Source organism: Bradyrhizobium jicamae (genome assembly GCF_018130695.1).
Taxonomy (GTDB): Bacteria; Pseudomonadota; Alphaproteobacteria; order Rhizobiales; family Xanthobacteraceae; genus Bradyrhizobium; species Bradyrhizobium jicamae_B.
Genome location: NZ_JAFCJX010000002.1, coordinates 37597 through 62120, shown reverse-complemented (window position 1 = coordinate 62120; position 24524 = coordinate 37597). Strand labels below are relative to the sequence as shown.

Sequence of the window (24524 nt, the reverse complement as noted above, 5' to 3'; positions counted from 1 at the left end):
GCTATTTCCCCCTCACCATCTGGGCTGCCGTTCTGACGGCGCTGTGGATGCGTGTGTAGGTTCCGCATCGGCAGAGATTTCCGTCCATGGCGTCAGCGATTTGGGAGTCTGACGGATCAGGAGTTTTCGACAGAAAAGCGGCTGCAGTCATCATTTGGCCGGACTGACAATAGCCGCACTGTGCAACCTGGTGCTCGATCCAAGCCTGCTGAACAATGTGCGGGTTTGCGGGAGTGCCCAGGCCCTCGATTGTCGTGATGCTACCGCGTACTTCACCAGCGTTGATCGAGCAGGAGCGAACCGCCTCGCCCTCGATATGAACGGTGCATGCACCGCAAAGCCCCGCCCCGCACCCGTACTTCGGCCCTGTGATGCCGAGCTCGTCTCGGAGTACCCAAAGGAGCGGCATTTCCGGTTCGACATCCAGATCGTAGCGCATACTGTTGACGATCAACTGCATTTCGAATGGCTCCTGTAGTTTCGAAAGACGCGGAGAGTGATCTACTTGTCTCTCGCGGCGCTTCGGCTGGCAGACTCTGATGCCTTAACTCGACAGGCATCGCGCGCTCGCGCTTCCTGATGGAAACGAAACCGTCTTCGATCTAATGACGCTGCCCATTTTAGCTGCGTGTTCCACTCGACGTTCGTCTTTGCATTGCTCGCATTGCCGTCGATGGGACGTGAAACTTTTCAGGACTCGCCTTGCAATTTTTTCAACGAGAGGCCGCCCTGCAATGTGGCGGCGTCCTTCTCGGAAAGACTTCGCTTGAACTCGGCAAGATCGCGCTCAAGCCGGGAGATACGCTCAAGAATGTAGTCGGTCTCCGTGTAGTCTGACTCGAAACCCCGCAGGAAGACGGCAACGGCGGTCCAACTTCGTCTAATGAAGCCAGGCGGCATTTCGTTTCGGCGATCGGTATTCATGTGAGCGTCCGAGCCATTGCTGGCAAATTGACAACTGGCAGTCCACCCACGAGTTCGGCGAACCATGGACCAGGCGAGAATCCGTGTTTCGCCTTCGCTATTGATTTTACTGATAATGACTAGTGCTTTACGGGTCCTTCCGCCAATTCAAATTCGAATTGCATTTCGTCACAGGTGAATAGTCCGACGCACATGGGCAGCGTGAACCGAGGTGACCTTAGCGCCATTCGTCCCCGCAGACTCAACTTCGAAGTGAAAGCGACCCTCAGTGCTCCGCATTCGGGACATCGCCAATCGTCGAGGATATCCGGGGGTCGCGTACCAAGGGCCAATGCCGAAGGCTGGATCGCCCTCAGCCTCGCATATGCCCACAACGCGCTCCTCTAGAGTGCGCGGAAACCGATCGTGAACCGGGCAATCCTATCTAGTCGGATGCACCGGCCGGCGCGTCGGCAGAGCCGTTCCACGGAATACCCATCAGCTAACCTTCCGATGTCTCCGTCGTCCAGAAGAACCGGACATTGTTTGTTTCGAACCAACTTCCGGCAGCGGAGCATCGATCACTCGCGCCATGAGTTCACGGAGGTGTCCGGCCTCGCGCACCCCAAACGCCGCTTCGAATCCCGCTCTCGCCTTTTGCCAGGCCGGATGCGCCGCGAACAACGTCTCCTGTCCGCGAGCCGTGATTGCAACTTCCCGCACCCGCCGATCCTGATCGCTCACCCTTATCTTGAGAAACCCATCGCGCTCCAGGGGCCGGAGATTGTGGCCAACAGTCGCTCGATCCATGGTCATGATGTCAGCAAGGTTGGCCATCGTCATCGGACCTTCCGAAGCGAGGAAGCCCAGCAGGCTATACTGGGTTGACTTGAGCCCGGTACCGGCAAGCCAGAGATCGTAATAGCGAGATACACGTCGCGCCGCCCGCCTGAGCTGGCTGCAAGTGCAGTTCTGAGGAAAATCGCTTATCGGAATCGAACGTCGTGCCAAGTTCAGGTTTCCTTGGTGGCAGGGTCGGTGCTCCAGACCATTAGCATCAAATCGCCAAGCAAACCTCGTTGAAATGGCAGTTTACGTGCCTGCATCACCAATGATAGTCTCATATGCCCTTAATAGTTTTCCTTCACCGCGCGGGCAGACGCATCCTTCAAATCAAGGAGACCAGCATGGCGGGCCTTAAAGATCACCCGATCGCCGAACGCATCCGCCTCAACCCTCCGGCACCGCCCACATCCCTTAGCCTAGAAGCTTTGAAGGCATTGGTCATGGAATGTGGTGCAGATGATTGCGGCATCGTCAGCCTCGATGACCCCCTCGTAAAGGACGAAGCGGTTCACGCGCGACGGGCATTCGCGGGGGCGCGATTGGCGGTGAGTATCGTGAGCAGGATGAATCGTTCTCCCATCCGTTCGCCCGCGCGTTCGGCGTCCAACAACGAGTTCCACAAGATTTCTCACGAGGTCGATGATATCGCGCGCGAGCTGGTTCGACGGCTGGAAGACATGGGCATCTCGGCGATGAATCCTCCGATGGCATTCCCCATGGAGTTCGATAAATACCCGGAACGGGGATGGGTCGTCTCGCACAAGCTGATTGCCGAAGCTGCCGGCGTTGGAAAGCGCGGCATCCATCGCAGCGTCATCCATCCAAAATTCGGCAGCTTCATCCTTCTGGGCACCGTGCTGGTCGATCTCGACATAGAAGCGCCGTCGAAACCACTCGACTACAATCCCTGCTTCGAGTGCAGGCTCTGCGTCGTCGCTTGTCCGGTCGGCGCGATCAAGCCAGATGGATATTTCGATTTTTCTTCCTGTCTCAACCACAACTACCAGCAGTTCATGGGGGGATTCGCGCAATGGATCGAGGACATCGCGGACGCGAAGTCCGCCAAGGACTACCGTGAACGCCAACCGCTGGCAGAAACAGTAAAGCGCTGGCAGAGCCTGTCGTACGGCCCCAACTACAATGCTGCCTATTGCGTTGCGGTTTGTCCTGCCGGTGAAGACATCATGGCCGGCTACTTGTCAGACCGCAAAGCCCACGTGGAAACGATCGTCAAACCGTTACAGGACAAAGTCGAGCCGCTCTATGTCGTCCGGGATTCCGATGCTGCAAGTCACGCCGCGAAGATGTTCCCGCACAAGACGCTTCGGTTCGTACGCTCTAGTGCCCGGGCCTCGAGTATCGGCGCATTTCTCTTCGGAATGGGGCTTACCTTCCAGCGTAACAGGGCTAAGGGCTTGAATGCCACCTACCACTTCGTCTTCACAGGCCAAGAGCCCAAGGAGGCCACGGTGGTTATCAAAAATCAGAAGCTGACCGTTACCGACGGCCTCATTGGGAGCCCGGACTTGCGCATTCAGGCGGACTCAGCGGCTTGGCTGAAGACGTTGAATGGTCAGCTCTCGGTGGTGCTGGCGCTCGCACAGAGAAAGATTCGATTGAAGGGTCCTCTCAAACTCCTGAAGGCCTTCGGCGCCTGCTTCCCGAAATGACAAAACATGGTCGCAAGCCGGAGCCATAATGCCCTCGCGGGGGTCGGCCTACTCGCCGGAGGTTCGAGCTCAATAGTTCTTTTTTAGAATTGACTTAGCCGTCATCTCGATGTCTTATTGCCGCATCTCCCGGTCCGGTCCAGGAGACGGCGAGATCTGGCTCGGACTACTTAAGCCGGCTGCGAAAGCAGCCGGCTTTTTTATCGGTTATTCGGTGGGTTGCAGAAGCCAGCCTCGTCTCGCAATCTGCAGCATCTCCGTTTCACGGAGCTTGAGCCGGTAAACTCTCGCTTTCGATCTTGGATAATGCTGAGCCGGGGAGGCCCTTAAGATCGCTGGAAGCGCGCTGAAGCCGAGCATCATGCCATTCGGCGCGGTCTCGGTTGGATCGAGACGGAAGGCCGGCGGCGAAGCAAGGCCATCTCCCTCGTGATCACGGCTCCAGCCAAGGCGATCGAGCGCGGCTACAGGCGAGTGTTCGCCGGTGCGCCATTTCAACACTTCGATCGCGGATCGAAAAGCAAGCGTCACGCAATCGATGTCGTCGACAGAGCGGTCGCCGACCATCTGCGCGTGACGTGTAATAGCCTGCAGTACCTCTTCACGCGCGTGATCATGGCCGAGCGCGATAGCAGTCAAGCCAAAGAGAGCGTCAAAGATCCGAAAGGCGTGATGCGCGGTGGCCAACGTCCTGAGATAACATTCCAAGGCAGTCGGTCCGAACGCGACCGCCAACTTCGCTCCGGCCGCCGCCGACCATACCGTGCGCGCTCGCGTTAATCCCAAGCTAGGAGACCATCCGTTCAACGTCGATGATCTGGCCGCTTCAGCCAACCGGTATTCAGGAGCGTCGCTGCTCATCAGAACGAAATGAGCAATAACATGAGCTATTGCGCAGTAGCATTTACCGGCACCGAACCCGGAATTGGCGTCAGCCCTCGCGCGCTCACGTAGGTCTTCCAGAGCCGTCAGATAACGCGTTGCCAACGCATATGCCAACAATTCGATGAGAGGCGCCCATCTGAATACGGACTGGAACTCTGCCCTAGACGGAAAGCGCCCCGGAAGAATGAATGGCGCGAGCAGATCTAAAGCGATATCTCCGCTTTTCGCTCTGAGACCATGTAGCCGGCTCCGCAAGCCTTCAGAAATCATGAGCTTGTCGATATCTTCACCTACCGGGACGCCGTGCTGGCGAAGCGGACGCAGCCTCCCTGACGGCTCGATCTCAATGGAGGCCGGGACGCCCGGAATGTTCAGGACCGCTGATCGCGCAGACTCGGCGGGTGTCCGGATGCGTTCCCATGTTGCCGGCTCCATCTCGATGGCGATGCCGATCGCCAATGTGTCGGCCATTCTCCCGAGGTCGTCAGATCCAAATGCGGCGATGACCGAGCCGAAGTTTTGAGATCTCTCTCTGGTCTCCTGGTTAGACCGATCCGGATACAAAGTTCGCTGCTCCAACGTCCACCTCGTGGGTTCCTCGGAAGCTTGAATCCACTCATCGCGCATGACGAAGGGATCTATCTTCCGAAGATGAACTTAGGGTGAGAAGTAGTTGGGTTTCCTGCCACCTGGTCGAGCCGCGTATTGCGAGCAGCGCCTAGTCAGAAATGAATAAGCTGCACGATGTGCATGCGATCCGGCGCCGAACCGCCCTGCTCGCGGAGCGAGTGTCCCCTTGACAAGTTCTTTTATGGAACTTATCGAAGCTTTCCAAATGGAGGCTACTCGATGAAGGTCTTGGTGCCGGTAAAGCGGGTGGTCGATTACAACGTCAAGGTCCGCGTCAAGGGCGATGGATCGGGCGTTGAACTCGCCAACGTCAAGATGTCGATGAATCCGTTCGACGAAATCGCGGTCGAGGAAGCGTTGCGCCTCAAGGAAGCCGGCAAGGCGACCGAAGTCGTGGTGGTCTCCATTGGACCGGCGCAGGCGTCGGAGACGATCCGCACCGGTCTTGCCATGGGCGCCGATCGCGGCTTCCTGGTGAAGGCCGAAGGCACGCTCGAGCCGCTCGCGGTCGCCAAGATCCTGAAGAAGGTCGCCGAAGAAGAGCAGCCGGGCCTTATCATCCTCGGCAAGCAGGCGATCGACGACGATTCGAACCAGACCGGCCAGATGCTGGCTGCGCTGCTCGGCTGGTCGCAGGCGACCTTCGCCTCCAAGCTCGAGGTCGAAGGAAGCGACTTCAAGGTCACCCGCGAGGTCGACGGCGGCCTGCAGACGGTGAAGCTGAAGGGACCGGCGATCGTCACCACCGATCTCCGCCTCAACGAGCCGCGCTATGCCTCGCTGCCGAACATCATGAAGGCCAAGAAGAAGCCGATCGCGGAGAAGACCGTCGCCGATTACGGCGTCGATGTCGCAGCGCGTCTCGAGGTTCTCAAGACGACTGAACCGGCAGGCCGCAAGGCGGGCGTCAAGGTCAAGGACGTCGCCGAGCTGGTGTCGAAACTCAAGAACGAAGCCGGGGTGCTCTGATGACGACGCTTCTGATTGCCGAACACGACAATGCGTCGTTGAAGGATGCGACCAACAAGGCCCTCACCGCGGCTGCCGCGCTCGGCGCGGACGTCGAGGTGCTGGTGGCCGGCCAGAACGCCAAGACCGCGGCGGATGCCGCCGCCAAGCTTGCCGGCGTCAAGAAGGTGCTGCTCGCCGATGGCGACCTCTACGCGCACGATCTCGCCGAGCCGCTGGCCGCGCTGGTCGTGTCGCTGGCTTCCGGCTATGACGCGATCGTCGCGCCGGCGACCTCGCGCTTCAAGAACGTGATGCCGCGTGTCGCCGCCCTGCTCGACGTCATGCAGGTCTCGGAGATCATCAAGGTGGTCGCCCCCGATACTTTCGAGCGTCCGATCTATGCCGGCAACGCCATCCAGACGGTGAAGTCGAAGGATGCCAAGAAAGTCATCACGGTGCGGACCTCCACCTTCACTGCTGCGGGCGAAGGCGGCAGTGCCGCGGTGGAGAACGTCGCGGCGGCGGCCGATCCGGGTCTGTCGACTTTCGTCGGTGAGGAAGTCGCCAAGAGTGATCGTCCCGAGCTGACCTCGGCGAAGATCATCGTCTCCGGTGGCCGCGCCATGCAGAGCCGCGAGAACTTCGCCAAGTACATCGAGCCGCTCGCGGACAAGCTAGGCGCCGGTGTCGGCGCCTCGCGCGCGGCAGTGGATGCCGGCTATGCGCCGAACGACTGGCAGGTCGGCCAGACCGGCAAGGTCGTGGCCCCCGAGCTCTATGTCGCGGTGGGCATTTCCGGCGCGATCCAGCATCTGGCCGGCATGAAGGACTCCAAGGTGATCGTCGCGATCAACAAGGACGAGGACGCGCCGATCTTCCAGGTCGCCGACTACGGCCTGGTCGCCGACCTCTACCAGGCGGTTCCTGAGCTCACGGCCGAACTCGGCAAGTAGTGCACGCGGCGGCGGCCCAGCCGCCATTCAAGGCGCGAAAGCCACCCAACGTACCCGGCAATTCCAACGGCAAGCGCCGTCCAGGACGGCGATATGGAGGAGATCGATGAGCACCGTCGTAAGCCTGAAGTCCCACGACGCCGTAGGCATCGTCACCATCGACAGCCCTCCCGTCAATGCGCTCAGTGCAGCTGTACGCGGCGGCATTCTGGAGTGCGTCCGACAGGCCATCGCCGACCCCTCCATTCAGGCGATCGTGTTGACCTGCGCAGGACGGACCTTCATTGCCGGAGCCGACATCACGGAATTCGGTAAGCCTCCGAAGAAGCCGACCCTCGATGAGGTCCTGACCGCGATTGAGAGCAGCCCGAAGCCCGTCGTCGCGGCAATTCATGGGACCGCTCTCGGTGGGGGGCTTGAGGTCGCCCTGGCGTGTCATTTCCGGGTGGCGGAAAAGAGTTCGAAGCTCGGCCTGCCCGAGGTCAAACTCGGTCTACTACCAGGCGCCGGCGGCACGCAGCGCCTCCCGCGCGCAGTAGGTCCAGAACTTGCCGTTAAAATGATCATCGGCGGCGATCCCATCGGCGCCAGCGAAGCGCTTCAGAACGGATTAATCGAGGAGATGGTCGAGGAGGCATCATCGGGCGGAGAAGCCTTCGCTCGAAAAATCCTTGCCGACAAGCGCCCCCTTCGCAGCTTGCGCGACGATGACACCAAGCTCGCTGCGGCTCGATCGGACCGCTCGATCTTCACCGGCGCGGTAGCTGCGATTACAAAAAAGGTCCGAGGATTGGAGGCGCCGTTCGTTGCCGCCGATGCAATCGGCCATGCGCTAGATCTACCCTTTGAGCAGGGACTGAAGAAAGAACGAGAGTTGTTCCTCCGGCTGATGAGTAGCGATCAATCGAAGGCTCTGCGATACGCTTTCTTCGCCGAGCGAGAGGCAGCGAAGATCGCCGGTGTTGAGAGTGGCACCAAGCCGCGTTCGGTCGAGGGGGTGGCGATCATCGGCGCCGGCACCATGGGGGGCGGTATCGCTATGTCATTCGCGAATGCAGGCATTCCTGTCACTTTGGTGGAGACCAGCAAGGATCAGCTCGATCGCGGATTGGGCGTCATCCACAAGAACTATGAAGCCACCGCAGCGCGCGGCGGTATTCCCGCCGATGCGCCTGCGAAGCGCATGGCGCTCATCACGGGAGCTGTCGGTCTTGAAAACGTCGGGCAAGCTGACCTCGTAATAGAGGCTGTATTCGAAACCTTGGCGATCAAAAAGGAGGTTTTCGGACAGCTCGACAAGATTGGAAAATCTGGCGCTATCCTGGCAACCAATACCTCCTTCCTGGACATCAATGAGATCGCCAAAGAGACCGAGCGTCCCCAGGACGTTGTCGGCATGCACTTCTTCAGCCCGGCCAATGTGATGAAGTTGTGCGAAATCGTTCGGACCAATAGCACAGCGCCCGACACGCTGGTAACCGCAGTTTCATTGGCGCGGAAGATCGGAAAAGTGCCGGTGATCGTCGGTGTCTGCGACGGCTTCGTCGGCAACCGCATGCTCATGGCCCGGCAACGTCAGGCCAGTCAGCTGCTTTTCGACGGCGCACTTCCTCAGCAGGTCGACGCCGTCCTGACCAAATTCGGCATGCCGATGGGCCCATTCGCGATGGGCGACTTGGCCGGATTGGATATCGGGTGGCGATCGCGACAGGATCGTGGCATCAAATCGGAGATCGAAGACGCCTTATGTGAGGCGGGCCGCTTCGGACAAAAGACCGGAAAGGGCTTCTTCCGCTACGAAAGCGGCTCGCGCGCTCCCCTTGCCGATCCGGAGGTCGAAAAACTGATCGATCAGACGTTGAAGCGTCTCGGGCGCAAGCGGCGCACGATCAGCGATGAGGAAATCCTGGAGCGGACGATATATGCGATGATTAACGAAGGGGCTCGGATCCTTGAAGAAGGCATTGCGGCGCGAGCAAGCGACATCGACGTGGTGTGGCTCTATGGGTACGGATGGCCAGTCTATCGTGGCGGCCCCATGTATTACGCCGACCATGTCGGGCTGAAGACAATCGCTGCCAAACTGTCAGACTATGCGAAGGAAGCAAGCGATCCGTCGCTCGAGCCTGCACCGTTGCTGAAGCAATTGGCCGACCACAACGCGAAATTTACCTGACCGTCTGCGTGAACCGACCCTTCTCGCCGAGAGGCTGACTTATCTGGCGGCGAGTGGGGTCCCGAACCGGCTAGGAGGGACTTTGGCTAGGAGAGGCGCGGACCGCATCTCGCTTTGGAGAAGCCCGAACGACATTGGCGAAAGCTTCCCGCGAGAGCTTCCGTCCCCCGCGCTGAAACGAACCGTGACCGACCATTGTTCTTTAATAGTTACTGTATATTTAGTGGATGCTCTGGCATTGTGGCTCAGCGTAGCTATTTGCAGGGCAGAGCACGACTCCCTATACGGGTGAAGACGTCCCCCTCATCGCTGGAGAAGAAGTTCAGGAGAAACCGATACTGTTGACGAATGATCGGGATCTCTAACTCTGGCAATAGACCATCGTATCTCCAAGAATCGGGTCCTTACATGCGCCGAATAGTGGTCACAGGAATGGGGCTGGTGTCTCCGCTCGGCTGCGGTACGGAAGTGGCGTGGTCCCGACTGCTTGCTGGCAGGTCCGGGCTGACTATCCTGCCCGAGTGGGCTTCCTCGCTGCCGGGGAGAGTTGCCGGACTCGTGCCGACCAAGGACAATGACGTCGATGGCGGGTTCGATCCCGATCTGATCATCCCGCCCAAGGAACAGCGGAAAATGGATCGGTTCATTCAGTTCGCGTTGGTCGCGGCTGCGGAGGCAGTCAAGCAAGCTGGTTGGTCCCCTGCGGACGAGCGCTCTCAGGAGCGAACAGCGACGCTCATAGCTTCTGGAATTGGCGGATTTCCGGCAATCGTCGAAGCGGTACGGACTACCGATCAACGTGGCATCCGCCGCCTATCGCCGTTCACTGTGCCATCTTTTCTGGCAAATCTCGCCGCCGGACACGTTTCGATACAGTACGGCTTTAAAGGACCAATCGGCGCTCCCGTAACGGCGTGCGCCGCCAGCGTACAGGCCATCGGCGACGCCGCTCGATTAATCCGCTCAGGTGAGGCCGACGTGGCGGTCTGCGGGGGTGCCGAAGCTTGCATCGATCTCGTCAGCCTTGGAGGGTTCGCGGCGGCCCGTGCAATCTCCACCCACTTCAACGACAGGCCCACGCAGGCGTCTCGCCCCTTCGATCGGGACCGCGACGGCTTCGTCATGGGCGAAGGAGCTGGAGTTTTGGTGATCGAAGAACTCGAGCACGCTCGAGCACGCGGAGCCCGGCCAATCGCCGAACTCGTCGGCTATGGAACTTCCGCTGACGCGCATCATATCACGTCAGGTCCCGAGGACGGATCAGGCGCCCGGCGAGCAATGGAAGCGGCCCTGCGGCAGGCAGAACTTCATCCGCGCAACGTGCAGCATCTCAATGCTCACTCGACCTCGACTCCCGTCGGCGACAACTCCGAGCTGGCCGCCATCAAATCCGTTTTCGGAGCCCACGGCGGCATCGCCGTGAGCGCGACAAAGTCGGCGACCGGTCATTTGCTGGGCGCTGCAGGGGGCGTCGAGGCCATCTTTGCGATCCTCGCCGTCCGAGACCAGATAGCCCCTCCCACTCTCAATCTGGAAAATCCTGACGAAGCAGCGGAAGGCGTCGATCTCGTCGGACCAAAGGCCCGAAATATGGCGATGGATCACGTGATCTCGAATGGTTTTGGATTTGGCGGCGTGAACGCCAGCGTCATCTTCGGGCGCTGGTAGGGTAACGTCTGCGCACCTCTCTCCGCTCGGCTCTAGCCGATCCAGCCACCGCGCTAATGCGTCAATTCCTTCATCGCATTCTCCAGACCTTCGATCGTGATCGGGTACATGCGGCCCGCGAAGATGCGTTTGATGATGGTGGTGGATTCCGAATAGTCCCAGTGCTTCTGCGCGACCGGATTCAGCCACACCGTATCCGGATAGGTGCGGATGATGCGGTCGAGCCAAACCGAGCCGGGCTCCTCGTTGACATGCTCGACCGAGCCGCCGGGCACCATGATCTCGTAAGGGCTCATCGACGCATCGCCGACGAACACGACCTTGTAGTCGTGCGGGTATTTGTGCAGCACGTCCCAAGTCGGCGTGCGGTCGGTGAAGCGCCGCTTGTTCTGCTTCCACACGCCCTCATAGAGGCAGTTGTGGAAGTAGAAATACTCCATGTGCTTGAACTCGCATTTCGCCGCCGAGAACAGCTCCTCGACCTGCTCGATATGCGAATCCATGGAGCCGCCGATGTCGAAGAACACCAGCAGCTTCACCGCATTGCGCCGCTCGGGGCGCATGTGGACGTCGAGATAGCCGTGATTGGCGGTCTCGCGAATGGTGGTGTCGAGATCGAGCTCGTCCGGCGCGCCGGTACGCGCGAATTTGCGCAGGCGCCGAAGCGCCACCTTGATGTTGCGGATGCCGAGCTCGACATTGCCGTCGAGATCCTTGAACTCGCGCTTGTCCCACACCTTCACGGCGCGGTTGTTGCGGTTCTTCTCCTGGCCGATGCGGACACTTTCGGGATTGTAGCCATGCGCGCCGAACGGCGAGGTGCCTGCGGTGCCGATCCATTTCGAGCCGCCCTGGTGCCGGCCCTTCTGCTCCTCAAGCCGCTTCTTCAGGGTCTCCATGAGCTTGTCCCAGCCCATGGCCTCGATCTGCTTCTTCTCTTCCTCGCTGAGATATTTCTCGGCGAGCTTCTTCAGCCACTCCTCGGGGATCTCCGCCTTCTCCATGGCGTCGAGCAGGCTTTCCAGCCCCTTGAACACCGTGCCGAAGACGCGGTCGAACTTGTCGAGATTGCGCTCGTCCTTCACCAGGGAAGCGCGGGAGAGGTAATAGAAATTCTCGACCGTCTGATCGGCGAGGTCGGCGTCGAGGGCCTCCATCAACGTGAGGTATTCGCGCAGCGTCACGGGGACCTGCGCGTCGCGCAGAGAGGTGAAGAATTGCAGGAACATGATATATGGCCCATCCGAGTATCCGGGCAAAATTATCCCGGATTTTGGCGCGACCCATCGACAAACGAGAATAAGCACGCCTCATCGGTGAATAGCCAATCGCATTGATCTTGCTCTGCCGATGATCGATCAATTTCTTTGAATAAGGCACAAAGCGCTTGAAGCATGCGACTTTCATCACGTGGCTGCCGCTCTGGCCGGTAACCGAATTTTACATGCGGGTCACTCCAGGAACATGCGCGGCTGTTGGACGTGACCGAGGGCCGAGAATTTGATTCGCCTGTAGCTGCCGCTTTCAGATCATACCTTCCGTACTACCCACTCAAACACATCTGATGGCCATGAAATTCACTGGGACGAAAAATTACGTCGCAACCGACGATCTCAAGGTCGCCGTCAATGCCTCGATCGTGCTGGAGCGCCCGCTCCTGGTGAAGGGCGAGCCCGGCACCGGCAAGACCGTGCTGGCCGAGGAAGTGGCGAAGGCGCTGAACGCGCCGCTTTTGACCTGGCACATCAAGTCCACCACCAAGGCGCAGCAGGGCCTCTACGAATATGACGCGGTGTCGCGCCTGCGCGACAGCCAGCTCGGCGATGCGCGCGTGTCCGACATCAAGAACTACATCAAGCGCGGCAAGCTGTGGGAGGCCTTCACCGCCGAGCAGCGCCCGGTTCTCCTGATCGACGAGATCGACAAGGCCGACATCGAATTCCCGAACGACCTCCTGCTCGAGCTCGACCGCATGGAATTCCATGTCTACGAGACCGGCGAGACGATCAAGGCCAAGCAGCGCCCGATCATGATGATCACCTCCAACAACGAGAAGGAGCTGCCGGACGCGTTCCTGCGCCGCTGTTTCTTCCACTACATCAAGTTCCCCGATGCAGACACGATGGGCCGCATCGTCGACGTCCACTTCCCCGGCATCAAGAAGCGCCTGGTCGAGGAAGCGCTGCGCATCTTCTTCGAGGTGCGCGAAGTGCCCGGCCTGAAGAAGAAGCCGTCGACCTCGGAGCTTCTGGATTGGCTCAAGCTGCTGCTCAACGAAGACATGAGCGTCGAGCAACTCCGCGAGCGCGACCCGCGCAAGCTGATCCCGCCGCTGCACGGCGCGCTGCTCAAGAACGAGCAGGACGTGCACCTTTTCGAACGGCTCGCATTCCTGGGCCGTCGGGAAGTCTAGAGTCGACCGGCGACGTCGGAGCCACCGAGACCGACGTCCGTATTAAAGGCAAAGATGGCAGCAGGCAACTGAAGGGCGTCCGCCAAGTGCGATGACGGTCGTATAGAGCAGCGGAGCGCATCCGTGCGACTGCCGATCGGCATCAAATCCTTCACCGCTTGCCGCATCGGCTACCCTCAAAACGATTAGGTACCCTTCATCAATGAATAGCCGGCGCGGCGCCAGCTTAAAATTCTACAATGCCGTTCTACATTATTCTAAACGTGGAGCCTGAAACCGATTGAAGACTGAGACTTTCTTAGGCCGAGCCCAATCGTCCCCCTGGAGCAGCGGATAAACGGACGGCGGAATTGCGCAAAAGCACAGAGATCGCCAAATGTTGGATATTGGCTGTCGTCCGCAGTTCTTGGTATGCAGGTTGCTGGCATTTCGAATGGAGCCGACTAGATGGGCCACTCCCAAGCAGACAAGGCAAGAAGCCGGCAGCGCATCTTGGATTCAGCCGCGATCCAGATGCGCGAGCTTGGACTGCATGGCCTGAGGATCGCCGAACTAATGAAGTCGGCGAAATTGACGCACGGCGGGTTCTACGGCCATTTCGACTCACGCGAACAGTTGATCTCGGAGGCTTTGGCGAAGGCACTTTCGGAAGGAGGCCCCGAAACCGTTCGTCTGGGCAACGCGAAGGGCCCACGCAATCTAAAGAGGTTGCTGAACACATACCTCAACAAGGCACATCGAGACGATCCGAGTGGAGGATGTGCGGTTGCGGCCCTGGCCGGCGACGTTGCGCGTAGCGATCGAGGTACGCGCGATGTCATGACTAGCTTTCTCTCGCAATATTTCGATAACGTGGCCGACCTGCTGGAGGGCGAACATCCAGACGAGTCGGCCATTGCTATCGTCTGCACGATGGTCGGCGCGATCGCTCTTTCGCGGGTCTCTAGGGATGTTTCGATGTCGGACAAGATACTGCGCGCGGCACAAAGGAGCATCCTCGACTTGGTCGAATGCCGAGAGCCGACTGAGGGATAGAGAGGCGTCTGCAGCAGCCTTCGTCGCGATACGGCACAGACCGAGACGATATGGACCGCTCGTTCGCGCTCTGGCGTGAGACAGAGAATGGTTTTGGAGCCTGATCCACGACCATCGCCCCGATCAACAGCTAGGAAACGGCCACTATGAAGCTTTATGATTTTGGGCCGGCAGCAAGCGCTCAGCGCGTCCGGGTATTCCTCGCCGAGAAGGGCCTCGACCTCCCCACCGAACAGCTGAACGTCCGGGAAGGCGCACAGTACACTCCCGCCCTCACCGAGATGAACCCGTTTCACTGCGTTCCCTTTTTGGAGTTGGACGACGGTACGATCATCGCGGAGTCGTTGTCGATTTGCCGCTACCTGGAAGAACTATATCCGACACCGGCACTTTTCGGCCGCACTAGCACCGAGCGTGCTGTGATCGACATGTGGCTACGGCGGTTCGAGCTGGACGGACTTGTACCCATGCTACATGCCGTGCGAAATTCGATGCCGGCTTTCGCTGGCAGAGTCGTGCCGGGGACACGGAATGGTCTGCCGCAATTGCCCGAGCTGGTCACCCGCGGCCGCGAAATGTTGGAGATATTTCTCGGTCGCGTCGAGCCTCACATGACGAAAAACGTGTTCGTCGCCGGGTCCGAGTTCAGTGTCGCAGATATCACCGGTTTCTTCGCCCTGCGGTCCGCCAACACGCTGAAGATGGATGTCGAGACGCGCTATCCTGCCATCGCCGCTTGGTTCGCCAAAATCTCGGCTCGCCCGTCATTTCAGCTTTGAGGAGCACTCATATGAGCAGTCCCGTCTGTCTCGTCACCGGCGTTGGCCCCGAGCATGGCACTGGCGCCGAGATCGCCAGGCGTTTCAGCGAGGGCGGCTATCGCGTCGCCTTGATCGCCCGCAACGCGGGGAACCTCCAAAACCTGGCATCCAAGTACGAGGGCGCACGCGCCTACCCCTGCGATGTCGCGGACACTGAAGCTTTGGTTCGGACGCTTGCGCTGATCAGAACGGAAATGGGTGCGCCCCAGATCGTGGTTCACAATGCCCTGCGCGCGACGCGGGGAAGCATTCTAGCGATGGACCCCGACGATTTGGAGAAGAACTTCCGCGTCAACACCACCGCGCTGCTCCATCTCTCCCGCGAGACCATCCCGCAGATGCTGGAGGCTGGAAAAGGCGCGATCCTGGTGACGGGCAATACTTCCGCCTTTCGCGGAAAGGCCAACTGGGGCTTCTTCGCTTCGACCAAAGCGGCCCAGCGCATCTTGGCGGAATCAATGGCCAGAGAATTCGGACCGAAGGGAATTCATGTCGCCTATTTCATGATCGATGCGGCGATCGACACTCCCCGTACGCGTCCGATCTTGGCGGCCGACAAGCCCGACGACTATTTCGCAAAACCCGCCGCCATAGCGGAAGAGATGTTTCGAGTGGCCCATCAAGACCGTTCGACGTGGTCGTTCCTTGTCGAACTGCGCCCGTTCGGCGAGACCTGGTAGCAGGGAGGGAACTGCCGACAGTAGGGCGATGCGTGGCTTGCGAGATACCCGCATTCTCTACTGCTTGAGTTGGTAAAGCCCAGAAATCCAGCCTTTCAACAACTCGCCGGCGACCTTGGATACGTTGGTGCCATCCTGAATTGCTCTGATCTTCGCCTGCTTAATCGTGTATTCCTTGATGACCAGCAGTAGAGGCTTTTTGCCGGCTGCTGCTGGCGATCTGCGCCGGCTCATCGATGCTTCCGTCCCCTCCCGCTTAGCCATTTGCCTCCTTAACCGTCCTTGTTCCGTAGGGGGAGCGCCTCGCGTTTGAGAGTTTCACACGTTAGCTGTCGTCCCGCTTGGTCCGCGAACCGCGCACCGACGTTCGTTGGGTAGTGTAGATCGAACGTCCGACGGGCGAAACCTTTGCGTGGAGTCCCGATGTGGATTATGCGACACGCTGCAAGCGCTTCTGAGCCGCCTTCTGCCCCGCGAACCACGACTTGGTGTTCGTCAATTCCGCCTCCAGGAAGCGCCACACCTGCTTGGTCATTTTTCTGAGATCGCTTTCGCGGCGGCGAAGCAGCCACAAGTCCAAAAGAGCAGTCTCACCCGGAAGCACGCGCACCAGGCCCTCCGCCAAGGCAAACGGCACGGGCAGAAATACCAAGCCGAGACCTTCGGCAGCCGCAGCGAAATGATTGACGACCGGCGTAAGCTTCAACGTACTTCGGTCGTGCGCTGCCGAATTGAAGGCCGTCAACAACGGCACTTGGCTGGCGCGCCCGCTCGGAAGGCCGCCGTACTCGGCCATGCTTCCGATCAATTCGTGGTCGGTGAGCTCGTTCAGCGCTTTCGGTGAACCGTGCTCCGCCAAATAGCTATCGGATGCGAACAGACCGAAGGCGATTGCTCCGACGCGACGACCGACGAGCTCGCTGTCGCCCGGCTGCCCGATCCGGATGACCAGATCGAGATCGCTGGTGGCGAGGTTCTGCTGCTCTACAGTCGAATTGATCTCGAGTCGAATTTGGGAGCTCAGCGCCCGCAACTTCTTGACGCGGGGCAGCAGCCAGTGCTTGGTCAAACCTTCGGTCGCCGAGATCTTGACTGCCGTCGAACGATGGCCGACCCGCAGGGAGAGATCCCGGTGAAAATCCTCGAAAGAGCGAACCATCTCTTCGGCCGAGCGAAGAAGGTCCTTTCCCTCCTGGGTAAGCTTTACCCCTGACGAAATCCGAAAGAAAAGCGGCGCACCTATATTCCGCTCCAGCTCCTTGAGACGTCTGCTCAGGGTGGGCTGGCTCATGCCCAAATCCCGCGCCGCCCTATTTACGCTTCCGGTGCGCGCCACGGAGAAGAAGAGCCTGAACAGATCCCAATTTGTTTCTGTTACGCGAGATTTATGTTGTGTGTGGCCCGTGGATTCCGGCGCTCTGGCACAGGAATCCGCTTCGGAGAAATGTTCGCCTTCCGCACCTTCGACGCTCACCATGCTCTCCATTTCCACCCCATCGAGACATGTCCGAGCGAGCGAAATGACACTCGTCATCTTTTACGTCAGGATGATGCTTATCATGCAGAACGTCAAGGGCGGATTGAGGCTTAATGTCTCCGAACAGACAGTGAACGAATTGCCGTGCCTGGATGCGTTCCTTTACATCGCCTTGACGATGTTCTCGGTGACCTTCTTGGCGTCGCCGAGCAGCATCATGGTGTTGTCGCGATAGAACAGCGGATTGTCGATGCCGGCATAGCCGGAAGCCAGCGAGCGCTTGATGAACATCACGGTGCCGGCCTTCCAGACCTGCAGCACGGGCATGCCGTAGATCGGCGAGGTCTTGTCCTCTTCGGCCGCCGGGTTGGTGACGTCGTTGGCGCCGATCACGAAGGCAATGTCGGCCTGCGCGAATTCGGAGTTGATGTCCTCGAGTTCGAACACCTCGTCATAGGGCACGTTGGCTTCGGCCAGCAGCACGTTCATGTGGCCGGGCATGCGGCCCGCGACCGGGTGAATGGCGTATTTCACCTCGACGCCTTCCTTTTTCAGGATGTCGCCCATCTCGCGCAGCGCGTGCTGGGCCTGCGCCACCGCCATGCCGTAGCCGGGCACGATGATGACCTTCTGGGCGTTCTTCATGATGAAGGCCGCGTCATCGGCCGAGCCGAGCTTGGCGGGCTTCTGCTCGCCGGAGCCGCCGCCGGCAGCAGCCGTCTCGCCGCCGAAGCCGCCGAGGATGACCGAGATGAAGGACCGGTTCATCGCATGGCACATGATGTAGGACAGGATCGCGCCGGAAGAGCCGACCAGCGCGCCGGTGATGATCAGCGCCGAGTTGCCGAGCGTGAAGCCGATACCTGCGGCGGCCCAGCCGGAGTAAGAGTTCAGCATCGAGATCACGACCGGCATGTCGGCGCCGCCGATCGGAATGATCATGAGCACGCCGAGCGTCAGCGCGATGATGACGATCAGCCAGAAGTCGAGCGCGCTGCCCGACATCACCAGCCCGACGATGAAGACGACGAGCGCGATCGCAAGCGCGATGTTGATGATGTGGCGGAACGGCAGGATGATCGGCGCACCGCTCATGCGGGCCGACAATTTCAGGAACGCGATCACCGAGCCGGTGAAGGTCAGCGCGCCGATCGCGACGCCGAGCGACATTTCGACCAGGCTCTGGGGGTGGATGTTGCCGGGCGTGCCGATGTCGAAGGCCTCGGGCGCGTAGAACGCACCGGCGGCGACGAGCACCGCGGCCATGCCGACCAGCGAGTGGAAGGCTGCGACCAGTTCCGGCATCGACGTCATCGGCACGCGACGCGCGATCACCGCACCGATGCCGCCGCCGATCGCGATCGCGAGGATGACCAGCAGCCAGGCCACGCCGTCAGCCGGCGGATGGCTCGCCAGCGTCGTGGCGACCGCGATCGCCATGCCGATCATGCCGAACAGATTGCCCTGGCGCGACGACGCCGGGCTCGAAAGTCCGCGCAGCGACAGGATGAACAGCACCCCCGCCACGAGATACAAGAATGCAGAGAGATTAGCGCTCATCTCAGGTCCCCATTGATCCCATCAGCCCGAGGTGGCCGCTTACTTCGACTTCTTCTTGTACATCGCCAGCATGCGCTGGGTGACAAGGAAGCCGCCAAAGATGTTCACGCAGGCGAAGATGAGCGCGACGAAGCCGAAGCCGCGCGCCCAGCCCGAACCGCTCGAGACGTTCGCAACGCCGACCGCAAGCAGCGCGCCGACCACGATCACCGAGGAGATCGCGTTGGTCACGCTCATCAGCGGCGTGTGCAGTGCAGGCGTCACCGACCACACCACGAAATAGCCCACAAAGACGGCGAGGACGAAGATCGACAGCCGGAAGATGAAGGGGTCGACGATTTGTGCAGCATGCTCCATGACGGCTCTCCTTACGCCCAATTAAACCGACTTGGGCTGGAAGTTCGGGTGGATCACCGCGCCGTCCTTGGTCAGCGCGGTGGCCTTGACGAGCTCGTCGTCCCAGTTGACGGCGAGCTTCTTCTCTTTTTTGTCGACCATGGTCTCGATGAAGGAGAACAAGTTGCGGGCGTAGAGGCTCGAGGCCGAGGCCGCAACGCGACCGGCAACGTTCGTGTAGCCGACGATCTTGATGCCATCGACGTCGACGACCTCGCCCGGCTTCGCCCCCTCGACATTGCCGCCGCGCTCGACGGCGAGGTCGACCAGCACCGAACCCGGCTTCATCGACTTGACCATCTCGCCGGAGACGAGCTTCGGCGCGGGCCGGCCCGGAATCAGCGCGGTGGTGATCACGATGTCCTGCTTCTTGATGTGCTCGGCGGTGAGCGCGGCCTGCTTGGCCTGATATTCCTTGGACATCTCCTTGGCGTAGCCGCCGGCGGTCTGCGCGTTCTTGAACTCCTCGTCCTCGACGGCAAGGAACTTTGCGCCGAGCGATTCGACCTGCTCCTTCGTGGCGGGACGCACGTCGGTCGCGGTGACGACGGCGCCGAGGCGGCGCGCGGTCGCGATGGCCTGCAGGCCGGCGACGCCGACGCCCATCACGAACACTTTTGCGGCGGGCACGGTGCCGGCCGCGGTCATCATCATCGGGAAGGCGCGGCCGAACGCCTCGGCGCCCTCGATCACGGCGCGGTAGCCGGCAAGGTTCGCCTGTGAGGACAATACATCCATCACCTGCGCGCGCGTGATGCGCGGCATCAATTCCATTGCGAAAGCAGACACGCCGGCATCGGCCATCGTCTTCAGCGCGGCCTCGTTGCCATACGGGTCCATGATGGCGATGACGAGTGCGCCGCGCTTGTATTGCGAAAGCTCGGAGGCCTCGGGGCGCTTTACCTTGATGATGATGTCGGCATCAACAAGCGCATCCGCGCTGACGGTGGCCCCAACGGCGGTGAATTCGGAATCCGGCAGGCCCGATTTGAGGCCCGCGCCCGGCTCGACGGCGATCTCGGCGCCCAGCGCTTTGAACTTCTTCACCGTATCAGGCGAAGCCGCGACCCGCGGTTCTGACGGATCGATTTCCTTGGCAACGGCGATCTTCATGAGGCCTCCGGTGGCACCCGTAAGTACGATTTCATAAGCCCCTCAGGGAACGCGGCGAGTCGAGTTGTGGACAATATCGCATACCGTTGCGTCAGGCTGCCGCCGCGGCCAGTTTATCTACGTATGGCCCAAGATCTGCAACGAAATGCTCGTGCTTCAACAAGCGACTGAAATGTCTCATCATGCGTGGATACTCGTTGCGGACACCACGATGAAGTATTCTGCTTAGGCCCAGATCCTCCAGCTGACGCCGCCGAGAATGTTCGTTCATGAAAAGAGCGAACTCAGTGGCGAAGCAGATATCGGCAAGTGAAATGTTGTCGCCGACTAGCACCGTGCGGGCGGGCGAGAGCGCTTGCTCAAGTCCCGAGGCGAAGATCGAGAAAGCTTCTTGAGTTCTCGCGTGGACCGCGGCGTCTAGGGTCCCGTCTGACAGCGCGAGAAGATAGATCTGAGCGTCTCGCGCAAAGATCAGACTCGCATCCAGAAAGCTGTCGATCCTGGAAGTCTCGTAAGCATCCCGCCCATAGAGAGGGAAATCGGTCTTGCTCAGGCGTGCCACCGCTCGCATGATGCTATTCGATTCGAAGATGCCGGTTTTTCCGCCGGGAGCGAACGCGGCCGGAACATTGCCAAAGGGGTGGGCATCCATGAATGCTTCTGTCTTGAAAAGGCGCTCTCCTGCCAGCCCTACCCTGCCAGTCCTAGCGAGCGGCGAGTACGCGTGCCACTCGTAGGAGGCCACTGGGGCGGCATTGTAGTCCCAAAGCCAGTTCTTCAATTCCTTCGCGGGAGCGCCTTTGATCTCGATATCGACTCCTACGAATCGTCCCGCGATCGTCGCCTTCCAAACTCTTGGGTTAGGCAGATATGAAAAGATGCGGAGGTCAGCCATTGTAAGCCACCTAAGAGAGATCAACGACTTGCCAGAGGACTAAGGACCTGGCGGAAGTCCCCGCAATCCAAAATCTGCATATCCTCCTACTCATTCATGAATAAGGCGGCCCGGACCAGGGTCCTTAAGGACCTGATACCAGGAACAAGGCCGTCGTCATCCGCGGGTCATGGACCTGCTTTGCGTAGCGCTCCCCCGCACAATCAACGACCGAGCCCCTTCGCCGCCAATGATTCGGACCGCTTTTTCGATTCCCTTTACTTCGATCATGTTTGGGAAGACAACGTGTCACGCGGCCAAAAGCAGCAAAGCGAACAGCTTCTCTCGATGAGCAGCTGGCATCGGTGGCGCCGTCCTCGACCAAACCCGAACTTCGTTCAAGCATGCTCGAAACAAAAGCTCAGTGCTTAAAACGGGAAGGCATCGATCTTGAGGCCACTTGCGGAGCCACCTTGGAAGATTGCCAACTGTCGTACGCTCGTTCAGCGGAATCCTTAGCCAGGCCGCACCTGATCGCTTGTTCGCTTCAGATCCCGGCTAGGAAACGATCAACTCCATCGTCACGTTGTCAATAAGCCGAGTTGAGCCAATATACGCCGCGACACAAAGTGCGGACGAGCGGCGCAGCGGGCTCTCGGCGGGTTTGAGGGTCTCGCTGTCGACAAGCTCCAGATATTGCAGCCGGTCAACGGTCTGCAAATGCAGCTCGGCGACCGCAATCAACTTCTGAACATCGCGTGTTCCCGAGCGAAATTCATCTTGAGCGGCGAACAAGGCCCGACTGATGGTAACGGCTCGTCGACGATCTTGCTCGCTCAGATATCGGTTGCGACTGCTCATGGCGAGTCCGTCAGGTTCCCTGACTGTCGGCAAAGTCACGACTTCGACCGGAAGATTGAGGTCCCTCGTCATGCGCCGCACCACCGCACACTGCTGAAAATCTTTTTGGCCGAAGAATGCCGCGTCCGGCTGCACCATGTTGAAGAGCTTGCAGACAACGGTAGCGACTCCGCGAAAATGTCCGGGACGGAAACCGCCGCACAAGGGCTTTGCGAGCTCGCCCGACTCGACGCAGGTGTCGAAGCCTTCCGGATAGACTTCTTTATTATCGGGAGCGAAGACGATGGCCACGCCCGCATCCCGGCAGAGCCTTTCGTCGCTCGGAAAGTCGCGCGGATAGGTGTTGAGATCCTCATTCGCGCCGAACTGGGTCGGGTTCACGAATATGCTGACGACAGTGACATCGCACTGCTTTCTGCTTGCCTCCACCAAGGCCATATGGCCATCGTGAAGATACCCCATCGTCGGCACTAGGCCGACCCGTTTCCCGGCCGTTCGAGCCAGGCTGACAACTTGGCGAAGCGCGGCCACCGACGTGATTGTTTTCATCTCTGATTAAGTGCTCAATTCGGGTTGGTGGGCTTCCAGCCTGACAGGGCTTCCGCAGCGCTTTCAGGGAGACGGTATGACTCTTCTGTCGAGGGAAATGTGCCATCGCGGACATCCGCTGCCCACTGTGAGAGGGCATTCTGCAATAGGCCGAAGCCGTCGGTGTAGGTTCGGGCGAACTTGGGACGACGTCCTTCCGTCAATCCGAGCAGATCGTGAAGCACGAGAACCTGTCCGGAGCAGGACGGGCCCGCCCCGATGCCGATCGTCGGAATAGTCAATGTTTCTGTCGCTCGGGCGGCGAGCTCCGCCGGTATTCCCTCCAACACGATCGCAAAGCATCCGGCGTCTTGCAGACGGTGAGCCTCGTCGAGCAGGCGCAGAGCATCATCGGCCTTCTGTCCCTGCACCATGAATCCGCCCATCACATTGACGCTTTGCGGGGTCAAACCCAGGTGGCCCATGACCGGGATATCGCAATCGACCAGCGCACGGACCATTTCGATGCGCTTGGCTCCGCCCTCGAGCTTCACGGCGTCGGCGCCTCGTTGAAGAAATCCGCCTGCGTTTCGTATCGTGTCGTCGCTACTGAGATGAAAGCTGAGAAACGGCATGTCGGCCACGAGCAGAGCCATCGGCCGCGCGCGAGCCACCGCTTCGAGATGGTGGTTCATCATGGCGACGCTGACGGGTAACGTATTGTCGTATCCAAGGCAGACATTGCCGACGCTGTCGCCGACAAGAAGGATATCGACGATGGGACTGGCGATACGGGCGGTGACCGCATCGTATGCAGTCGTCATGACCAGGCGTCGGCCGGCCTGCTTCCATCGGCTGATCGTCGGAACCGTGACGCGCTCCGCGGGCTTTTCCGGGGAATGACTCATTTGCTCTGCGATCCCTGAGATGCACGAAACACCGATAGCTTAGAGTTCTACCTCCGTCATGGCTTCCGCTTCATGCTAAGCTGCCTATTTTGCCAGTTCCGTGATCGCTGACACCTCGCGTCGAGTAGCATGTCCGTCTATCCAAAGTAAAAGCCCTATCGACTATCTACCGGGCCTGACGAGGGCCGGACATACCAATTGCGGAGTACCGCAATTCATTGGTGAATTGCGGCGGCGCGCAGATTTCGCTTAGTCTTGTCGCGTGCAAAGCCGATAGGTCCCAGCCGCCCGCGTTCCCATCCTCCAAGAGTGGTATGAGCGGCCGTGAGCAGGAGCGAACCTCCTATTCTCTGCTTTAATGGCACCTCTCGTCGGAGGAAATGCCCCGCGGAGCAGCGGACGGGCCTACGATCGGTTCACGCCCCGATCAAGAAGGCCGCCCGCGCCAGTGCGCGGATCTCAAAACGTTGGCACGACCACCTCACTCGCGACCACGGTACCGGATAAGACGCAACTTGCGGCCCCCGCCTTTGCGGCCGACGCCGATGTTTATCTCCCGCGCATCCCGTTCCAACCGGCCTGCCTTCCATAGTCGATCCAAGGCTTCTGCTATCTCATGGGTCACCCCGCCGAAGGTTCGTTGAACCTCGGCCGCCGTCTGCCAACGGAGGCCGACGGTTCTCGCCAGCCGTTCGTCGCCGTCCTTCATCCGCGTCGTCATCAACCACATGCTCCAGAAAAGCGTTCGCCCGCCGCCCACCCCGGGGCTGCGCGACGCCGTTCGCGCGTCTCTACCTGGAGCCGATCATTGCGCGGCGCGGCGCGGCGGCAGGTTCAAGACCCCGGCCGTATAGCCGTTCCGAAACACCCCGTTAGGCTCGCGGTTCTGCGCGATCTGACGGAACGTTTCTAGCTTCGGGTAAAGCTCGGAGATTTGCTCGTATTGCAAGGGAAAGTGCTTGCCCCAATGAAGCCTCGCGCCAACCTGCGTTACCAAGACCCGAGCCATGAGCGAGCAGTAGTCATAAAACCGCTCCCGTCGACTAGGCGAATTGTAGGTGAAAGCCGAAATCGAAAAACTCGCCCCGGTTTTGGACGCGGTCATCGAAATCAGCGTGTCATCAGGCGGGGCACCGCGACGCCGAATTCGCAAATGCCCCGTCACATGCGGGCCGG

24 protein-coding genes are annotated in these 24524 nt (G+C 59.9%); 9 read left to right on the top strand and 15 right to left on the bottom strand.

Features of this window, described 5'->3' with window-relative positions; all coding sequences use genetic code 11:
* Position 1: 1 nt before the first annotated feature.
* The 3 genes from JQ604_RS03060 to JQ604_RS03050 form a co-directional block, all read right to left on the bottom strand.
* Complete coding sequence (locus tag JQ604_RS03060) at positions 2–460, bottom strand: (2Fe-2S)-binding protein (protein WP_212352871.1); 459 nt, start codon at positions 458–460, stop codon at positions 2–4.
* A 230-nt stretch (positions 461–690) separates the two neighbouring features.
* Positions 691–924 carry a hypothetical protein gene (locus tag JQ604_RS03055; protein WP_212352870.1) on the bottom strand — a complete coding sequence of 78 codons (234 nt, stop codon included), beginning with the start codon at positions 922–924 and terminating at the stop codon, positions 691–693.
* A gap of 477 nt (positions 925–1401) precedes the next feature.
* A complete protein-coding gene (locus JQ604_RS03050) occupies positions 1402–1914 on the bottom strand; it encodes a MarR family winged helix-turn-helix transcriptional regulator (RefSeq protein ID WP_212352869.1) in 513 nt (170 codons plus the stop codon).
* 176 nt (positions 1915–2090) lie between these two features.
* Between JQ604_RS03050 and JQ604_RS03045 the strand changes: the two genes are divergently transcribed.
* Positions 2091–3419, top strand: a complete 1329-nt coding sequence (locus tag JQ604_RS03045) for an SCP2 sterol-binding domain-containing protein (RefSeq protein ID WP_212352868.1) — start codon at positions 2091–2093, stop codon at positions 3417–3419.
* A 207-nt stretch (positions 3420–3626) separates the two neighbouring features.
* On the opposite strand, the gene JQ604_RS03040 is transcribed toward JQ604_RS03045, so the two are convergent.
* Entirely contained in the window at positions 3627–4775 is a 1149-nt protein-coding gene (locus JQ604_RS03040; RefSeq protein WP_212352867.1) for a hypothetical protein, read from the bottom strand.
* Positions 4776–5153: 378 nt separating this feature from the next.
* On the opposite strand from JQ604_RS03040, the gene JQ604_RS03035 reads away from it, so the two are divergent.
* From JQ604_RS03035 to fabF, 4 genes are all read left to right on the top strand, one after another.
* Positions 5154–5903 carry an electron transfer flavoprotein subunit beta/FixA family protein gene (locus tag JQ604_RS03035; RefSeq protein ID WP_212352865.1) on the top strand — a complete coding sequence of 250 codons (750 nt, stop codon included), beginning with the start codon at positions 5154–5156 and terminating at the stop codon, positions 5901–5903.
* Positions 5903–6838 (top strand): electron transfer flavoprotein subunit alpha/FixB family protein, encoded by a 936-nt coding sequence (locus tag JQ604_RS03030; protein WP_212352863.1) that lies wholly within the window; start codon positions 5903–5905, stop codon positions 6836–6838. Before JQ604_RS03035 ends, JQ604_RS03030 begins: the two co-directional genes overlap by 1 nt.
* A 106-nt stretch (positions 6839–6944) precedes the next feature.
* Positions 6945–9014, top strand: a complete 2070-nt coding sequence (locus JQ604_RS03025) for a 3-hydroxyacyl-CoA dehydrogenase NAD-binding domain-containing protein (protein WP_212352861.1) — start codon at positions 6945–6947, stop codon at positions 9012–9014.
* Between the two features lie 408 nt (positions 9015–9422).
* Positions 9423–10682: a beta-ketoacyl-ACP synthase II gene (gene fabF, locus JQ604_RS03020; RefSeq protein ID WP_212352859.1), complete on the top strand. Its 1260-nt coding sequence runs from the start codon at positions 9423–9425 to the stop codon at positions 10680–10682.
* Positions 10683–10735: 53 nt separating this feature from the next.
* Here fabF and JQ604_RS03015 read toward each other — a convergent pair whose 3' ends face one another.
* Positions 10736–11911, bottom strand: coding sequence for a vWA domain-containing protein (locus JQ604_RS03015; RefSeq protein WP_212352857.1), 1176 nt, complete (start codon positions 11909–11911; stop codon positions 10736–10738).
* Between the two features lie 341 nt (positions 11912–12252).
* Between JQ604_RS03015 and JQ604_RS03010 the strand changes: the two genes are divergently transcribed.
* The 4 genes from JQ604_RS03010 (at position 12253) to JQ604_RS02995 (ending at position 15631) form a co-directional block, all read left to right on the top strand.
* On the top strand, positions 12253–13095 hold the full coding sequence (locus JQ604_RS03010) for an AAA family ATPase (protein WP_212353854.1): 843 nt from the start codon (positions 12253–12255) through the stop codon (positions 13093–13095).
* A gap of 447 nt (positions 13096–13542) precedes the next feature.
* Positions 13543–14130 (top strand): TetR/AcrR family transcriptional regulator, encoded by a 588-nt coding sequence (locus JQ604_RS03005; protein WP_212352855.1) that lies wholly within the window; start codon positions 13543–13545, stop codon positions 14128–14130.
* Between the two features lie 146 nt (positions 14131–14276).
* Positions 14277–14909 carry a glutathione S-transferase family protein gene (locus JQ604_RS03000; protein ID WP_212352853.1) on the top strand — a complete coding sequence of 211 codons (633 nt, stop codon included), beginning with the start codon at positions 14277–14279 and terminating at the stop codon, positions 14907–14909.
* A gap of 11 nt (positions 14910–14920) precedes the next feature.
* The gene (locus JQ604_RS02995) at positions 14921–15631 is read left to right on the top strand and encodes an SDR family NAD(P)-dependent oxidoreductase (protein WP_212352851.1); all 711 of its coding nucleotides are present in this window, start codon (positions 14921–14923) and stop codon (positions 15629–15631) included.
* A gap of 57 nt (positions 15632–15688) precedes the next feature.
* On the opposite strand, the gene JQ604_RS02990 is transcribed toward JQ604_RS02995, so the two are convergent.
* From JQ604_RS02990 to JQ604_RS02945, 10 genes are all read right to left on the bottom strand, one after another.
* Positions 15689–15865, bottom strand: coding sequence for a hypothetical protein (locus JQ604_RS02990; protein ID WP_212352849.1), 177 nt, complete (start codon positions 15863–15865; stop codon positions 15689–15691).
* Between the two features lie 196 nt (positions 15866–16061).
* Positions 16062–17165: a LysR family transcriptional regulator gene (locus JQ604_RS02985; RefSeq protein ID WP_249157970.1), complete on the bottom strand. Its 1104-nt coding sequence runs from the start codon at positions 17163–17165 to the stop codon at positions 16062–16064.
* A 105-nt stretch (positions 17166–17270) separates the two neighbouring features.
* Positions 17271–18668, bottom strand: a complete 1398-nt coding sequence (locus JQ604_RS02980; protein WP_212352847.1) for an NAD(P)(+) transhydrogenase (Re/Si-specific) subunit beta — start codon at positions 18666–18668, stop codon at positions 17271–17273.
* 39 nt (positions 18669–18707) lie between these two features.
* Positions 18708–19025 (bottom strand): proton-translocating transhydrogenase family protein, encoded by a 318-nt coding sequence (locus JQ604_RS02975; protein WP_212352845.1) that lies wholly within the window; start codon positions 19023–19025, stop codon positions 18708–18710.
* 21 nt (positions 19026–19046) lie between these two features.
* Positions 19047–20177, bottom strand: a complete 1131-nt coding sequence (locus tag JQ604_RS02970; RefSeq protein ID WP_212352837.1) for a Re/Si-specific NAD(P)(+) transhydrogenase subunit alpha — start codon at positions 20175–20177, stop codon at positions 19047–19049.
* 91 nt (positions 20178–20268) lie between these two features.
* Positions 20269–21072, bottom strand: a complete 804-nt coding sequence (locus tag JQ604_RS02965; RefSeq protein ID WP_212352835.1) for a glutathione S-transferase family protein — start codon at positions 21070–21072, stop codon at positions 20269–20271.
* 537 nt (positions 21073–21609) lie between these two features.
* Positions 21610–22461 carry a pantoate--beta-alanine ligase gene (gene panC, locus JQ604_RS02960; RefSeq protein WP_212352833.1) on the bottom strand — a complete coding sequence of 284 codons (852 nt, stop codon included), beginning with the start codon at positions 22459–22461 and terminating at the stop codon, positions 21610–21612.
* A 14-nt stretch (positions 22462–22475) separates the two neighbouring features.
* Entirely contained in the window at positions 22476–23348 is an 873-nt protein-coding gene (gene panB, locus JQ604_RS02955) for a 3-methyl-2-oxobutanoate hydroxymethyltransferase (RefSeq protein ID WP_212352831.1), read from the bottom strand.
* Between the two features lie 481 nt (positions 23349–23829).
* Positions 23830–24069, bottom strand: coding sequence for a hypothetical protein (locus JQ604_RS02950; protein ID WP_212352829.1), 240 nt, complete (start codon positions 24067–24069; stop codon positions 23830–23832).
* 84 nt (positions 24070–24153) lie between these two features.
* Entirely contained in the window at positions 24154–24513 is a 360-nt protein-coding gene (locus JQ604_RS02945) for a D-arabinono-1,4-lactone oxidase (RefSeq protein WP_349631041.1), read from the bottom strand.
* Positions 24514–24524: the final 11 nt, after the last annotated feature.

Excerpts from the sequence above, each read along its gene's own strand:
- JQ604_RS02970 (WP_212352837.1), bottom strand. The coding sequence starts at position 20,177 with ATGAAGATCGCCGTTGCCAAGGAAATCGATCCGTCAGAACCGCGGGTC.
- JQ604_RS03025 (WP_212352861.1), top strand. The coding sequence starts at position 6,945 with ATGAGCACCGTCGTAAGCCTGAAGTCCCACGACGCCGTAGGCATCGTC.
- JQ604_RS03005 (WP_212352855.1), top strand. The coding sequence starts at position 13,543 with ATGGGCCACTCCCAAGCAGACAAGGCAAGAAGCCGGCAGCGCATCTTG.
- panC (WP_212352833.1), bottom strand. The coding sequence starts at position 22,461 with ATGAAAACAATCACGTCGGTGGCCGCGCTTCGCCAAGTTGTCAGCCTG.
- JQ604_RS02980 (WP_212352847.1), bottom strand. The coding sequence starts at position 18,668 with ATGAGCGCTAATCTCTCTGCATTCTTGTATCTCGTGGCGGGGGTGCTG.
- JQ604_RS02995 (WP_212352851.1), top strand. The coding sequence starts at position 14,921 with ATGAGCAGTCCCGTCTGTCTCGTCACCGGCGTTGGCCCCGAGCATGGC.
- JQ604_RS03045 (WP_212352868.1), top strand. The coding sequence starts at position 2,091 with ATGGCGGGCCTTAAAGATCACCCGATCGCCGAACGCATCCGCCTCAAC.
- JQ604_RS03015 (WP_212352857.1), bottom strand. The coding sequence starts at position 11,911 with ATGTTCCTGCAATTCTTCACCTCTCTGCGCGACGCGCAGGTCCCCGTG.
- JQ604_RS02990 (WP_212352849.1), bottom strand. The coding sequence starts at position 15,865 with ATGAGCCGGCGCAGATCGCCAGCAGCAGCCGGCAAAAAGCCTCTACTG.
- JQ604_RS03060 (WP_212352871.1), bottom strand. The coding sequence starts at position 460 with ATGCAGTTGATCGTCAACAGTATGCGCTACGATCTGGATGTCGAACCG.
- JQ604_RS03000 (WP_212352853.1), top strand. The coding sequence starts at position 14,277 with ATGAAGCTTTATGATTTTGGGCCGGCAGCAAGCGCTCAGCGCGTCCGG.
- JQ604_RS03040 (WP_212352867.1), bottom strand. The coding sequence starts at position 4,775 with ATGGCCGACACATTGGCGATCGGCATCGCCATCGAGATGGAGCCGGCA.
- JQ604_RS03035 (WP_212352865.1), top strand. The coding sequence starts at position 5,154 with ATGAAGGTCTTGGTGCCGGTAAAGCGGGTGGTCGATTACAACGTCAAG.
- JQ604_RS02965 (WP_212352835.1), bottom strand. The coding sequence starts at position 21,072 with ATGGCTGACCTCCGCATCTTTTCATATCTGCCTAACCCAAGAGTTTGG.
- panB (WP_212352831.1), bottom strand. The coding sequence starts at position 23,348 with ATGAGTCATTCCCCGGAAAAGCCCGCGGAGCGCGTCACGGTTCCGACG.
- JQ604_RS02950 (WP_212352829.1), bottom strand. The coding sequence starts at position 24,069 with ATGACGACGCGGATGAAGGACGGCGACGAACGGCTGGCGAGAACCGTC.
- JQ604_RS03010 (WP_212353854.1), top strand. The coding sequence starts at position 12,253 with ATGAAATTCACTGGGACGAAAAATTACGTCGCAACCGACGATCTCAAG.
- fabF (WP_212352859.1), top strand. The coding sequence starts at position 9,423 with ATGCGCCGAATAGTGGTCACAGGAATGGGGCTGGTGTCTCCGCTCGGC.
- JQ604_RS02975 (WP_212352845.1), bottom strand. The coding sequence starts at position 19,025 with ATGGAGCATGCTGCACAAATCGTCGACCCCTTCATCTTCCGGCTGTCG.
- JQ604_RS03055 (WP_212352870.1), bottom strand. The coding sequence starts at position 924 with ATGAATACCGATCGCCGAAACGAAATGCCGCCTGGCTTCATTAGACGA.
- JQ604_RS03030 (WP_212352863.1), top strand. The coding sequence starts at position 5,903 with ATGACGACGCTTCTGATTGCCGAACACGACAATGCGTCGTTGAAGGAT.
- JQ604_RS02985 (WP_249157970.1), bottom strand. The coding sequence starts at position 17,165 with ATGACGAGTGTCATTTCGCTCGCTCGGACATGTCTCGATGGGGTGGAA.